This is a genomic window from Streptomyces sp. NPDC026394 (assembly GCF_055567735.1).
In genome coordinates this window covers 17,611-30,878 of the sequence record NZ_JBVHPX010000003.1, presented here as the reverse complement: position 1 = coordinate 30,878, position 13,268 = coordinate 17,611, and the positions used below count along the sequence as shown (strand labels likewise).

At 74.7% G+C, this 13,268-nt stretch carries 9 protein-coding genes; 6 read left to right on the top strand and 3 right to left on the bottom strand.

Annotated features, from left to right (window positions below; translation table 11 throughout):
- The 3 genes from ACZ4QV_RS08505 to ACZ4QV_RS08495 all read left to right on the top strand — a co-directional run bounded on the left by ACZ4QV_RS08505 (position 1) and on the right by ACZ4QV_RS08495 (position 3,666).
- A complete protein-coding gene (locus tag ACZ4QV_RS08505; protein ID WP_467762716.1) occupies positions 1 to 1,443 on the top strand; it encodes a peptidoglycan recognition protein family protein in 1,443 nt (480 codons plus the stop codon).
- A gap of 73 nt (positions 1,444 to 1,516) precedes the next feature.
- The gene (gene manB / locus ACZ4QV_RS08500; RefSeq protein WP_361590894.1) at positions 1,517 to 2,599 is read left to right on the top strand and encodes a mannose-1-phosphate guanylyltransferase; all 1,083 of its coding nucleotides are present in this window, start codon (positions 1,517 to 1,519) and stop codon (positions 2,597 to 2,599) included.
- A 152-nt stretch (positions 2,600 to 2,751) separates the two neighbouring features.
- Positions 2,752 to 3,666, top strand: coding sequence for a DNA-3-methyladenine glycosylase family protein (locus tag ACZ4QV_RS08495; RefSeq protein WP_361590896.1), 915 nt, complete (start codon positions 2,752 to 2,754; stop codon positions 3,664 to 3,666).
- Between the two features lie 54 nt (positions 3,667 to 3,720).
- Here the strand turns inward: ACZ4QV_RS08495 and ACZ4QV_RS08490 are convergent, their stop codons facing one another.
- From ACZ4QV_RS08490 to ACZ4QV_RS08480, 3 genes are read right to left on the bottom strand one after another with little or no spacing between them, the layout of a single operon-like run.
- The gene (locus tag ACZ4QV_RS08490; RefSeq protein ID WP_361590898.1) at positions 3,721 to 5,100 is read right to left on the bottom strand and encodes a coenzyme F420-0:L-glutamate ligase; all 1,380 of its coding nucleotides are present in this window, start codon (positions 5,098 to 5,100) and stop codon (positions 3,721 to 3,723) included.
- Positions 5,097 to 6,053: a 2-phospho-L-lactate transferase gene (gene cofD, locus ACZ4QV_RS08485; protein WP_361590900.1), complete on the bottom strand. Its 957-nt coding sequence runs from the start codon at positions 6,051 to 6,053 to the stop codon at positions 5,097 to 5,099. Before cofD ends, ACZ4QV_RS08490 begins: the two co-directional genes overlap by 4 nt.
- Before the next feature lie 12 nt (positions 6,054 to 6,065).
- Positions 6,066 to 6,563: a cysteine dioxygenase gene (locus ACZ4QV_RS08480; RefSeq protein ID WP_361150080.1), complete on the bottom strand. Its 498-nt coding sequence runs from the start codon at positions 6,561 to 6,563 to the stop codon at positions 6,066 to 6,068.
- A gap of 690 nt (positions 6,564 to 7,253) precedes the next feature.
- On the opposite strand from ACZ4QV_RS08480, the gene ACZ4QV_RS08475 reads away from it, so the two are divergent.
- The 3 genes from ACZ4QV_RS08475 to ACZ4QV_RS08465 all read left to right on the top strand — a co-directional run bounded on the left by ACZ4QV_RS08475 (position 7,254) and on the right by ACZ4QV_RS08465 (position 13,237).
- The gene (locus tag ACZ4QV_RS08475) at positions 7,254 to 7,517 is read left to right on the top strand and encodes a WhiB family transcriptional regulator (RefSeq protein ID WP_003983763.1); all 264 of its coding nucleotides are present in this window, start codon (positions 7,254 to 7,256) and stop codon (positions 7,515 to 7,517) included.
- Between the two features lie 294 nt (positions 7,518 to 7,811).
- Complete coding sequence (locus tag ACZ4QV_RS08470; RefSeq protein WP_361616448.1) at positions 7,812 to 11,687, top strand: glycosyltransferase family 2 protein; 3,876 nt, start codon at positions 7,812 to 7,814, stop codon at positions 11,685 to 11,687.
- On the top strand, positions 11,684 to 13,237 hold the full coding sequence (locus ACZ4QV_RS08465) for a DUF5719 family protein (protein WP_361150085.1): 1,554 nt from the start codon (positions 11,684 to 11,686) through the stop codon (positions 13,235 to 13,237). The genes ACZ4QV_RS08470 and ACZ4QV_RS08465 overlap by 4 nt, the downstream gene beginning before the upstream one ends.
- Positions 13,238 to 13,268: the final 31 nt, after the last annotated feature.

Sequence of the window (13,268 nt, the reverse complement as noted above, 5' to 3'; positions counted from 1 at the left end):
ATGCGTGCCATTCTTGCTACCTCGATCGCCGTGACGTGCACCGCGGCCCTCGCCCTCCCGCTCGCCCTGCCCGCCGGGGCGACCACCGCCGGCCCGGCCGGCACCTCCGCAACCGGTACGTCCGACGGGCGGCCCGCCCCACGGGCCGGACAGCCCGCACAGCCGGGTCAGCGGTCCGGCCGGGCCGTACCCGTCGGCATCCCCGGCAGCACCCGCTCCCTGCCCCTGCGCCCCCTGCACACCTCGGACCGGAGCGCGGCCTCCGGCGCCCAGGGCCGGTCCGCCCGCGGTGTCGCCCCGTTCTCCATGGTCGGCGTCGTCTGGGACGACCCGGCCGCCGAACTCCACGGCGACGTCCAGGTCCGTACCCGCCCCGTCGGCAGCACCGGCTGGTCCGGCTGGCAGGACCTCCAGGCGCACGACGACGACGCTCCCGACCCGAGGTCCGCCGAACGCCGGGGCGGCTCCGTACGGGGCAGCACCGCACCCCTGTGGGTGGGCGCCTCCGACGCCGTGGAACTGCGCGTCCTCCCGGAGCGCGACGGCAGCGGCCGGACGGCCGCACGCCGGGCCCTGCCCGCCGGGATGCGCCTGGAGCTGGTCGACCCCGGCCAGGACACTCCGCAGGTACGGGCGGCGCGGATCGGCGAACAGCCCTCCGGCGGGAGCCGTCCGAAGCCGCCCCGGAACACCGGAACCGTCGGCTCCGCCCTCGACGCCCTGCTCGGCGTCTTCCGCCTCCCCGCGCTGGGCAAGCCCGCCGGCCCCGGCGACGACTACGACGACGAGCCCACCCCCCGCCCCACCGACACCTCACGCCCCACCACCCCGCGCTCCCACATCGGCCCGCGCCCGGCCATCGTCACCCGGGCCGGCTGGGGCGCCGACGAGCGGCTGCGCGAGCGGGAGTTCGCGTACACCAAGAGCGTCCGGGCGGCCTTCGTCCACCACAGCGCCACCGGCAACAACTACACGTGCCGGCAGGCCCCTTCGGTGCTGCGCGGCATCTACCGCTTCCACGTCAAGAGCAGCGGCTGGCGCGACATGGGCTACAACTTCCTCATCGACAAGTGCGGCACCGTCTACGAAGGCCGTGCGGGCGGCGTGGCCAAGGCGGTGATGGGCGCCCACACCCGCGGTTTCAACCAGAACAGCATGGGCATCGCTGTCCTCGGGGCGTTCGAGAATGCAAATCCGCCCGCCGCGGCCGTGTCCGCGGTGGCGAAACTGACGGCCTGGAAGCTCGGCCTGTACGGAGTCGATCCGCGAGCCGTCACGACCCTGGTGTCCGGCGGCGGCAACCGGTTCAAGAAGGGCACCAGGGCCAAGCTGCACGCCATCTCGGGGCACCGGGACGGGGTCAACACCAAGTGCCCCGGCGACCGCCTGTACAGAAAGCTCGGTACCGCGCGCGAATCGGCGGCCCGCCTCCAGGGGCGCTGAAAGTCCGTTCGAAAGTATCTGCCTACACTGGTCCGCCGACCGGCCGACCCCAGCAGGAAGCAGAGAAGACAAGGTGACTGAAGCGATCCTCCTGGTCGGCGGCAAGGGCACCCGGTTGCGCCCGCTGACGGTGCACACGCCCAAGCCGATGGTCCCGGCCGCCGGCGTCCCCTTCCTCACCCACCAACTGGCGCGCGCCCGCGCCGCGGGGGTGGAGCACGTCGTGCTGGCCACGTCCTACCTCGCCGAGGTCTTCGAGCCGTACTTCGGCGACGGGTCCGCGCTCGGCCTGCATCTGGAGTACGTCACCGAGGAGGAGCCGCTGGGCACCGGCGGCGCCATCCGCAACGTCGCCTCCCGCCTGCACTCGGCACCCGGCGACCCGGTCCTGATCTTCAACGGTGACATCCTCACCGGACTGGACATCGCGGCCCTGGTGGACACCCACCGCACCACCGGCGCCGACGTCTCCCTGCACCTGACCAAGGTCGCCGACCCGCGCGCGTTCGGCCTGGTGCCCACCGACGCCACCGGCCGGGTCACCGCCTTCCTGGAGAAGCCGCAGACGCCCGAGGAGATCGTCACCGACCAGATCAACGCGGGCGCCTACGTCTTCAACCGCTCGGTCATCGACACCATCCCGGCCGGCCGGCCGGTCTCCGTCGAACGCGAGACCTTCCCCGGCCTGCTGGAGAGCGGCGCCCACCTCCAGGGCATGGTCGACTCCACCTACTGGCTCGACCTGGGCACCCCGCACGCCTTCGTCCGCGGCTCCGCCGACCTGGTGCTGGGCCGCGCGCCCTCCCCGGCCGTCCCCGGCCGCTGCGGTGACCGCCTGGTCATGGACACCGCCGAGGTGGCGCCCGACGCCAAGATCACCGGCGGTTCGTCCGTCGGCCCCCGCGCCCGGATCGGCGCGGGCGCGCGCGTCGACGGCAGCGCCGTCCTGGAGGGCGCCGTCGTCGAGCCGGGCGCCCGCGTCCGCGACTCGCTGATCGGCGCCGGGGCGCGCATCGGGGCGCGCACGGTGCTGGAGGGCGCGGTCATCGGCGACGGCGCCCACGTCGGCGCCGACAACGAACTGCGCGACGGCATACGGGTGTGGTGCGGCGCCGAGATACCCGAGGCGTCGGTCCGCTTCTCCTCCGACCAGTAGGCCGCGGTACGGGGACGGGCAGGAAGCGGCAGCCGGGCGCCGTCCCTCCGGAACCCTTCCGGAACCCCTCCAGACCCCCTTGGAACACCTCCGAATCCCCTCCGGGCACCAGGCCCCCGCCACCGCCCACCCGCATCACTTACCCTGGCCGGATGCCCGCCCCCCTCCGCCGCACCTGGACCCCACCGGGTCCGTACGACCTGCACCGCACCCTCGGTGTGCTCGGTCGCGGCCCCGGCGACCCGGCGTTCCGGGTGGTGGACGGCGCGGCCTGGCGGGCCAGCCGCACGCCGCAGGGACCGGCCACCTTGTGCGTACGGGAGCGGTCCGGCGCCGGGCAGGTCGAGGCCGAGGCGTGGGGCCCCGGAGCCGAGTGGATGCTGGACGGGCTGCCCGCCCTCCTGGGGGAGGGCGACGACCCCGCGGCCTTCACCCCGCGGCACCGCCTCGTCCACGAGGCGCGCCGCCGCCATCCCGGCGTACGGCTCGCCCGCACCGGCCTGGTCCTGGAGTCGCTGATCCCCTCGGTCCTGGAGCAGAAGGTCACCGCCGACGAGGCGTACCGCGCCTGGCGCCTGCTGCTCCAGCGGCACGGCGAGCCCGCGCCCGGCCCGTTCGAGCGGCTGCGCGTGATGCCCGATCCGCGCGGCTGGGCGCTGATCCCGTCCTGGGAGTGGCACCGCGCGGGCGTCGACCACAAGCGTTCGGCCACGATCCTGCGGGCCGTACGGGTCGCCAGCCGCCTCGAAGAGGCCGCGGCCATGGACCTGCCGGACGCCCTGCACCGGCTCCAGCTGGTCCAGGGCATCGGCCCGTGGACGGCCGCCGAGGCGCTCCAGCGCTCCAACGGCGCGCCCGACGCGATCACCGTCGGCGACCTGCACCTGCCGCGCATCGTCGGTTACGCGCTGACCGGGCGGCGCGACGGCACCGACGAGCAGATGCTCGACCTGCTCGCCCCGTACGAGGGACAGCGGCACCGCGCCACCCGCTTCATCCTGCTGTCGGGCCGGACCCTGCCGCGCCGCGCCCCGCGCTTCCCCGTCGGGGACATCGCCCGGCTGTAGCGACGGCCGGACGGTGCCTCTGTAGGCCGGGCGGCGCCCCGTGGGCGCGGGTCCTCAGCGCACCACCACGAAGTCGTCCCCCGAGCGGTCCGGCCGCGGCCGGGGCGGCGCCGCCGGGCGGCCCACGGCCACCGCGCCCATCGGGTCCCAGTCCGCCGGCAGGTCCAGCGCCTCGCGTACGACGTCGCGGCAGAACATCGTCGAGGACACCCACGCCGACCCCAGCCGCTCCCCGGCCAGCGCGACCAGGAAGTTCTGGATGCCGGCGCCGTTGGCGACGACGAACATCTCCCGCTCGGCCGCGTTGCGCCGCGCGTCCGGATAGGTGTGCGAGCCGTCCATGACCAGGCACGGCACGACCAGGTACGGCGCGTTGCGCAGCACGTCGCCCCGGCGCACCCGCTTGGCGATCGACTCCGCGTTGAAACCGTCTCCGCGCAGGTCGGCGATCCAGGCGTCCCGCATGGCGTCCAGCAGCCCGGTGCGGGCGCTCTCGGTCTCCAGCAGGACGAACCGCCAGGGGGTGGTGTGGTGCGGTGCGGGCGCGGTGACGGCCGCGGCGACCGCGCGCCGGACCGCGCCGGGGTCCACCGGGTCGTCGGTGAACTCGCGGACCGTACGCCGCAGCGTCACCGCTTCCCGTACGGCCTCGGAGGTGCCCAGCCGGAACATGTCGTCGGGAGCGGACCGCACCAGGTCCCGGGCCCCGGCGTCGTCCGTGGCGCCGTCCGTGCCGTCCTCGCGCACCACGTGCGGCAGCCCGCGGACCACCGCCACCGGCAGCCCGGCCGCCTTGCCCTTCACCAGGTCGCCCGCCGCGGCCAGTTCGTCGGCGGTGGCGACGATCGTCGCGCTGAGCGGATTGCCGTACGCGTCCGTGCCGCCGCGCAGGTCGTCCAGCACCCGGACCCCGGCCGCGCCGATCGCGACATCGGTCAGTCCGCTGCGCCACGGCCGCCCGAAGGTGTCGCTGACGACGACACCGACCCGTACGCCCAGCGCTTCCCGCAGCCCGTCACGGATGGCGCGCGCCGAGGCGTCCGGGTCCTCGGGCAGCAGCAGTACGGTCCCGGCCGGCGTGTTGGAGGCGTCGACGCCCGCCGCCGCCATGACCAGGCCCTGCCGGTTCTCGACGATGCGCAGGGTGCCGCGGCGCGCCACGACCCGTACCGTCTCCTGGTCGATGGCGGCCTCACGGTCGGTGGCCTCCATGATCCGGCCCTCGGCCTTGCTGATGATCTTCGAGGTCACCAGCAGCACGTCGCCGTCGGCGAGCCCGGGCAGCCCGTCGGCGGTCGCCGCGGACGCGATGATCTTGGCGAGGTCGTCGCCGTCCCGCACCTCGGGGATGCCGGGCAGCGCCCACACCCGGTAGGCCGGGGCCGCCGCCTCGGGGGCGCTCGCGGCGGCCGGCGCGGGCCCGGAGGCGCTCACGCGCGGACCTCCTCGGCCAGCGCCAGCGCCGCACGGGCCATCGCGGCGGTGGCGTCCAGGTCCGTCATCATCAGCGGTACGGCCTGGCAGCGGATGCCCGCCTCCTCGACCTCGGGCACCGCGCCCGCGTCCACCGTGTCCACGAGCCAGCCGTCCAGCAGACCGGAGCCGTAGTGCTGGGCCACCGCGGCCGCCGTCGACTCGACGCCGACCGCCGCGAGGACCTTGTCCGCCATGCCGCGCACCGGCGCGTCCCCGACGATCGGCGACAGCCCGACCACCGGCACCCCGGCGTCCGCGATCGCCTCGCGGATACCCGGCACCGCCAGGATGGTGCCGACGCTCACCACCGGGTTGGACGGCGGGAAGAGCACCACGTCGGCCTCGGCGATCGCCTCCAGCACGCCCGGGGCGGGCTTGGCCTGCTCGGCGCCGACCGGCACCACCGCGTGCGCGACCACCGAGGCGCGCAGCCGCACCCAGTACTCCTGGAAGTGGACGGCCTTGCGCTCGCCGTCGACGTCCACGGCGACATGGGTCTCGATCCGGTCGTCGGACATCGGCAGCAGCCGCACCCCGGGCTTCCACCGCGCGCACAGCGCCTCGGTCACCGCGCTGAGCGGGTAGCCGGCGCCGAGCATCTGCGTACGGACGATGTGGGTGGCGAAGTCCCGGTCGCCGAGCCCGAACCACTCGGGCCCGACCCCGTACGCCGCCAACTCCTCCTTCACCCGGAAGGTTTCGTCGGCCCGGCCCCAGCCCTGCTCCTCGTTGATGCCGCCGCCGAGCGTGTACATCACGGTGTCGAGGTCGGGGCAGACCTTCAGCCCGAACAGATGGATGTCGTCACCGGTGTTGCCGATGACCGTGATGTCGGCGTCCGGCGCCGCTGCTTTCACACCCCGCAGGAAGCGGGCGCCGCCGATGCCGCCGGCGAGAACCACAATGCGCATGGTCCCAGCATGTCAGCCGGTGACCGCCTCGTGGGAGGCGCCCGCCGCGCACCGGGCGCTGTGCATCGGCATGTCGGTCAGGCCGGGGAAGTACACGTGCAGGCTGACGGCGGGGACGAGCGCGGCGTTGACGACCTCGTGGACGTAGCCGGGGGCGAAGACGCGCTGCGCGCCGGCCGTCAGCGCCCGGTTCCCGCCCGTGGTGCGCTCGCTCAATTCGCCCTCCAGGACGGTCAGTACGCCGGAGGAGGGGCCGTGGTCGTGCCGTCCGCTGCCCTGCCCCGGCAGCCAGCTCAGCAGCCACACCTCGTAGCCCGGCCCCTGGCGCAGCCGGTGGTACCAGCGGGTGGTGGCGTCGTAGCGCACGAGCGGGGCCCAGGCCGCGCGGCTGGCGGCGATCTCGCGGGCGAGCCCGGCGAAACCGGCGACGGTGGCGGGGTGGGCGGGGACGGGCGGGAGCAGATGCGGGATCGCGAGCGGGTCGCCGGCGATCTGGACGTCGCTGTTCATGTGCGGGATTTCCTCGGCAAGGTGCTCGGGTGGCGCAGATCAGATGACGCGGAGGGGGTGCGCCGCCGCGCGCGGGGTGCGCGGAGCGGGCACGGAAGCCGTACGGCGGGGTACTGCGGGAAGCGGAAAGCTGGAGCTCGGTGGCGTCAACAGCTCGAACAGCGACAGCGGGCCTGGGCAGCGCAGCGGGACCCGTAGGAACGGGTCAGGCGGAGCGCAGGAATCGCTGGCATGCCTGCAAGGAGACCGGGTACTCGGCGCCGTGTCAACCGGGTGTCTGGTTTGGGGTAAATGTTTCACCTCATCCGGTTACTGCGAGCGGCGAAAGGTTTGTGCAGGCGAGGTGTGGAGCAGACGGGCGACATCCGCGCACTCCCGCGCGCCGTTGCGGTCTCGTGACCTGAATGTGACCTGTCCCGCTTCGGCGGGTGCGGTGCAACGGCTGTGCCGCCCGTCGCGTCCTTGGGTGTGAGAGGGGAGTTACGGGTGATGCGGCTGAGGAAGTGTCCTGTTTTTTGCCGATTTGAACACTTTCTGCATAGGCTTGGTTCCGCAGAGTGAATAAGGGGCCCAATAGCAGATCTCGGCTTGACTGGCCCGGATCGGCACACTTGTAATTTCACTCGTGTCGTTCAGCCGTCATCGGTAACGGCTGCATCACGGGGACGCAAAGACAGACGAGGGGCGCACATGACCGAGCTGTTCCAGGAATTGCTGGTCGAAGAGGCGGACGAGGAGCTCGGCTGGCAGGAGCGCGCGCTGTGCGCCCAGACCGACCCCGAATCCTTCTTCCCGGAGAAGGGTGGCTCCACCCGCGAGGCCAAGAAGGTCTGCCTCGCGTGCGAGGTCCGCTCCGAATGCCTTGAATATGCCCTCGCCAACGACGAACGCTTCGGCATCTGGGGCGGACTGTCCGAGCGCGAGCGGCGCCGGCTCAAGAAGGCAGCGGTCTGACGTCCGGTGCGACGGCCCCGGCTGCCGGGCCACCGATTCTCCCCATATCCCCCTATAGACAACGGTCCGCCTCCGCAGCCCGCCTGCCGGAGGCGGATCGCTGTCTACGCGGCAGACGGACGCGCACCGCCGAAGCATTAGTGTGGGGCCGCGTCCGAGGCGCACCGACGCCCTGACCGGCACCCGGCCACGACCCGTGCCGTCGGCCGCACCGCGTCGCCGTCCGTCGCAGTCCACAGCGCAGCGCTATGCCGGGGGAGGACCCCGAGACCCCCGGGGAGGGCCCCTACCTCGATGTCCGTGCACAGTCAGCCGGCCGACCAGGCCGCGCAAGCCGCCGCCCAATACCACGACGGCTCACCCGAGTTCCCCCGGCACGTCGTCACCGCCGTGATCGTCTCCCACGACGGCGAACGCTGGCTCCCCGACGTCCTCGCCGGAATCCTCGGCCAGGAACGCCCGCCGCAGCAGATCCTCGGCGCCGACACCGGCAGCGCGGACGCCTCCGCCCGGCTGCTCGGCGAGGCCCTCGGCGACGACCGGGTGCTCCACCTCGCCCGCCGCTCCGGCTTCGGCACCGCCGTCGACGAGGCCGTCCGCACCGCCCCCGTCCTCGGCCCCGACGACCTGCCGTACCTGCGCCGCCCCAGCGGCTGGGACCCGGTCGGCCGCACCTGGCGCGACGACGCCTACGACCTGCCGGAACTCCCGCACGGCGACCCCGTCCAGTGGCTGTGGCTGCTGCACGACGACTGCGCCCCCGAACCCGACGCGCTCGCCGAACTCCTGCGGGTCGCCGACTCCAGCCCTTCCACCGCCGTCGTCGGTCCCAAGCTCCGTAGCTGGTACGACCGCCGCCAGCTCCTCGAAGCAGGCGTCAGCATCGCCCGCAGCGGCCGCCGTTGGACCGGCCTGGACCGCCGCGAACAGGACCAGGGCCAGCACGACCAGGTACGGCCCGTCCTGTCCGTCTCCAGCGCGGGCATGCTCGTCCGCCGCGACGTGTACGAGCAGTTGGGCGGCTTCGACCGCCGCCTGCCCCTGATGCGCGACGACGTCGACCTGTGCTGGCGCGCCCAGGCCGCCGGCCACCAGGTCCTCGTCGCCCCCGACGCCGTCCTGCGGCACGCCGAGGCGTCCGCCCGCGAACGCCGCCCCATCGACTGCGTCGGCCGCTCCACCGCCAGCCCCCACCGCGTCGACAAGGCCGGCGCCGTCTACACCCTCCTGGCCAACACCCGCGGCGCCCTGCTCCCGTACGTCGCCCTGCGCATCGTCCTCGGCACCCTGCTGCGCGTCCTCGCCTACCTCGTCGGCAAGGCCCCCGGCCAGGCCCTCGACGAACTCGCCGGCCTCATCGGCACCCTGCTGCGCCCCGGCGCGATCCTCGCCGCGCGCAAGAAGCGCGGCCGCCCCGCCACGGACGCGGGCGAGCTGCGGCCCCTCTTCCCGCCACCCGGCGCGACCGTACGGGCCACCGTCGAACAGGTCGCCGGCAACCTCGCCGGGCGCTCCGCCCCCGAAGCCGCCTCCGCCGGACGGCACGGCGCCGTCGAATCCGGACCCGGCGGCGACGACGCCGACTACCTGGAGATCGAGCAGTTCGCCCGCCTCAAGCGGATCGCCCGCCGGCCGGCCCCGGTGCTCTTCCTCCTCCTGCTCCTCGTCTCGCTCGTCGCCTGCCGCTCCCTGCTCGGCTCCGGTGCCCTCACCGGCGGCGCCCTGCTGCCCGCCCCCGACCGCCTCGGCGACCTCTGGAGCGGCTACCTCGACGGCTGGCACACCACCGGCACCGGCAGCACCGCCGCCGCGCCCCCCTACCTCGCCGTCCTCGCCCTCGTCGCCACCTTCTTCCTCGGCAGCACCAACCTGGCCGTCACCGTCCTGCTCGTGTGCTCCGTACCGCTCGCCGGACTGAGCGCCTACTTCGCCTCCCGGCCACTGGTCACCTCCCGCCTGCTGCGCGCCTGGGGCAGCGTCGTCTACGCCTTCCTGCCCGCCGCCACCGGCGCCCTGGCCGGCGGCCGCGTCGGTACCGCCGTCCTCGCGATCCTGCTGCCGCTCATGGCACGCGCCGCCGTCGCCGCCGGCGGCCTGCGACTGACCCCCGGCACCCGGCCGAGCTGGCGCGCCGCCTGGGCGTACGCGCTGCTGCTCACCTTCACCACCGCCTTCACCCCGGTCGTCTGGCCCGTCGCCGTCCTGCTCGGCATCGCCCTGCTGGTCCTGCGCGCCCTCGACGGCAACCGCGGCCTGCTCCTGCCCTACGCCCTGCGGTTCCTCGCCGTCGCCGCCGCCCCGCTCGTCGTCCTGGCGCCCTGGTCGCTGTCCCTGCTCGCCCACCCCTCCCGCTTCTTCCGGGAGGCCGGACTGGACCTCGGCACGGGACCGGCCTCCGTACTGGACCTCGTCGGCATCAGCCCCGGCGGCCCGAAGGCCGGCGGCGGGGTGCTGCTCCTCGGCATCGTGCTGGCCGCGCTGTCCGCCACGCTGCGCGCCGACCGGCAGCGCGCGGTCCGCATCGCCTGGGCCGCGGCCGTGACCGGCCTGCTCTTCGCCGTGCTCGCCAACCGCTCCGCCTGGGCCGGGCCCGCCGTCCTCGTCTACGGGCTCGCGCTGCTGAGCGCCGCCGCCGTCGGCGCCGAAGGCATCCGCTCCCGTATGGAGACCCTCGGCTTCGGCTGGAAACAGCCGGTCGCCGTCCTGATCGCGATCTCCGCGCTGCTCGCCCCGCTGTACGCGGCGGCCAGTTGGATGATCACCGGCGCGGCCGGGCCGCTGGAGCGCCGCGACCCCGTCCAGGTCCCCGCCTTCGTCGCCGAGGACACCGGCTCCGTCGACCAGGCCCGCACCCTCGTCCTCGACGGCGACGCCGGCCACGTCGCGTACACCCTGGTACGCGGCTCCGGCGCCCGCCTCGGTGACGCCGACATCGCCACCGAGACCGGCGAGGACAAGCGGCTCGGCGGCATCGTCGCCAACCTCGTGGCCGGCTCCGGCGCCGACCAGACCAACCAGCTCGGCGGCTACGCGATCCGCTACCTCCTGGTCCGCGACGGTGCGCCCCGCGACATGGGCCGCGTCCTGGACGCCACCCCCGGCCTGACCCGCCTCAGCCAGGACGACGGCAGCGCCCTGTGGCGCGTCGACCAGCGCGTCTCACGCGTCTCGATCGTGCCCGGGGAGACCAAGGACGGGACGCGCGCGGGTCGCGCCACCGCACCGGTCCCGGTTCCGTCCGGGCCCGTCGCGGCCCACACCGACCTGCCCGACGGCGCCGACGGCCGGGTGCTGCGCCTCGCCGACACCGCCGACGCGGGCTGGCAGGCCACCCTCGACGGCAAGGCACTGAAGCCGGTCACGGTCGACGGCTGGGCGCAGGGCTTCGCACTGCCCGCGTCCGGCGGCCGCCTGGACCTCACCTACGACGACCCGGTGGGCCACACCGCGTGGCTGTGGGCCCAGGGCCTGCTCGCCGTGGTCCTGGTGGTGCTCGCCCTGCCGGGCCGCCGCCGGGAGATCGACGACGACCTGCCCGAGGAGGGCGCGGCCGCGGTGCCCGCGGAGGCTTTCGCGGGCGAGGGCCGTCGCGCCCGGCGGCTGCGGGCCGCCCAGGCCGCCGCCCCCGAGGACGGCGCGGCGCCGGGCGTCCCGGGCCCGCGGCCCGGGGAGGACCCGGTGACCGACCCTGCGGCCGCGCCTGCCGCCGCCGACCCGATGGCCGCCCCGACCGCCGACCCGTACGCGGCCGACCCGTACGCGGCCGTGCCGCAGCAGCAGAGCTACGAGCAGCAGTCGGCGTACGGAGAGCAGTCGGCGTACGGGCAGCAGCCGGGGTACGGACAGCAGGGCTACGAGCAGCAGCAGGGCTACGACCCGCAGCAGGGGTACGGGCAGCAGATGTACGACCAGTGGCAGCAGCCGCCGCACAGCCAGGACCAGTACGCACCGGATCAGTACGGGCAGGACCAGTACGGGCAGCCGTACACGGGCGCAGCGGGCACCGTCCCGGCGGACCCGGACCAGGCCGCCCCCTACCCGCCCGGCGCCTACGACCCGTACCCCTACGGCCAGCAGCAGCCGCCGCACCAGCAGCAGCCCTACGACGACGGCACGACGTACCCCGGCTCCTACCGCGAGCCCCGCCGTGACGGGAGCGACCAGCAGTGAAGCGCACCATCATGTCCCTGATCGGCGCAACGGTGGCGCTCGGCGCGGTCACCGGTGTCGCCGCCGTCGCCACCCCCGAAGGCCGGAGCACCACCACGGCCGAAGGCGCCTCCCGGCGGCCCGTCGAACGGTCCGCCCTTCTGTGCCCGCCGCCCACCTCGTCGGAGGTCGGCGACACCACGTACACCGCCTTCACCCCCGAAGGGACGGGCGGCAAGGCCGGTTCCCAGGGCACCGCCGGGCTGCTGCCCGCACCGTCCGGCAAGCAGCCGGACGGGAAGGGCGGGCCGGACGGCAAGGGCAAGGCGGGCGCCGGCCAGGGGCAGCAGGGCGCGCAGGCGGGCGCCGACCCCGTCGCGCCCCTGAAGAAGGCCGGCACCCCCGTCACCGCGACCACGGACCGCGCGGACGCGCCCGCCCTCGCCGGGACCGCCGACGGCGCCCTCGCCCCCGGCTGGACCGTCCAGCAGACCACCGGCGTCGCGGCCGGCAGCGGACGCGGCCTGCTCGGCCTGTCCTGCGCGGCGCCCGACACCGACTTCTGGTTCCCCGGCGTGAGCACCGCCAAGGACCGCCAGGACTACATCCACCTCACCAACCCCGACGACACCCCGGCCGTCGTCGACCTCGACCTGCGCGGCAAGGACGGCCCGCTGAAGGCCGGCTCCGGCGAGAACATCACCGTCCCGCCGCACTCCACCGTGCCGGTCCTGCTCTCCACCCTGACGGGCACGCCCGCCCAGGACGCGGCCCTGCACGTGGTCACCCGCGAGGGCCGGGTCGGTGCCTCCGTCCAGGCCGCCGACGCGAAACTGGGCGGCGACTGGCTGCCCGCGGCGGCCGACCCCGCGCCCGGCGCGGTCCTGCCGGGCATCCCGGCCGACGCCACCGCCGTCCACCTCGTCGCCGTCGCGCCCGGCAAGGAGGACGCCGACCTGAAGGTGCAACTGGCCACCCCGAACGGCCTGATCACCCCGGCCGGACTGGAGACCCTGCACGTCAAGAGCGGCATGACCGCCTCGGCCGACCTCAAGGACCTCACCAAGGGCGAGGCGGGCTCACTGGTGCTGACCCCCGCCGACGGCTCCAAGGCGCCCGTCGCGGTGGCCCTCCGGGTCGTCCGCGGCAAGGGTGACAAGCAGGAGATGGCCTTCATCCCGGCCACCGGACCGGTCGCCCAGCGCGCCACCGCCGCCGACAACCGGGACAAGGGCAGCACCCTGTCCCTCGTCGCACCGGTGAAGGGCAAGGACGCCGAGGTCACGGTCACCGCGTCGGCGGGCAGCGGGGGCGGTACGCCGGTGTCGAAGACGTACACGGTCAAGGGCGGCAGCACCCTCGCCGTGGAACCGCCGCGCCCGCAGGGCCTCAAGGGCTCCTACGCCCTGACCGTCACCCCGGCGGCGGGCAGCGGCCCGGTCCACGCGGCACGGACCCTGGCCCTGCCCCAGGGCGGCCTGCCCGCCTTCACCGTGCAGACGCTCCCGGACGACCGGGGGTCGGTGGTGGTGCCGACGGCGGGGGAGGACCTCAGGCTGTTGCTGAAGTGAGGGGCGGGGGCCGAGGCACCCGGAGCCGGGC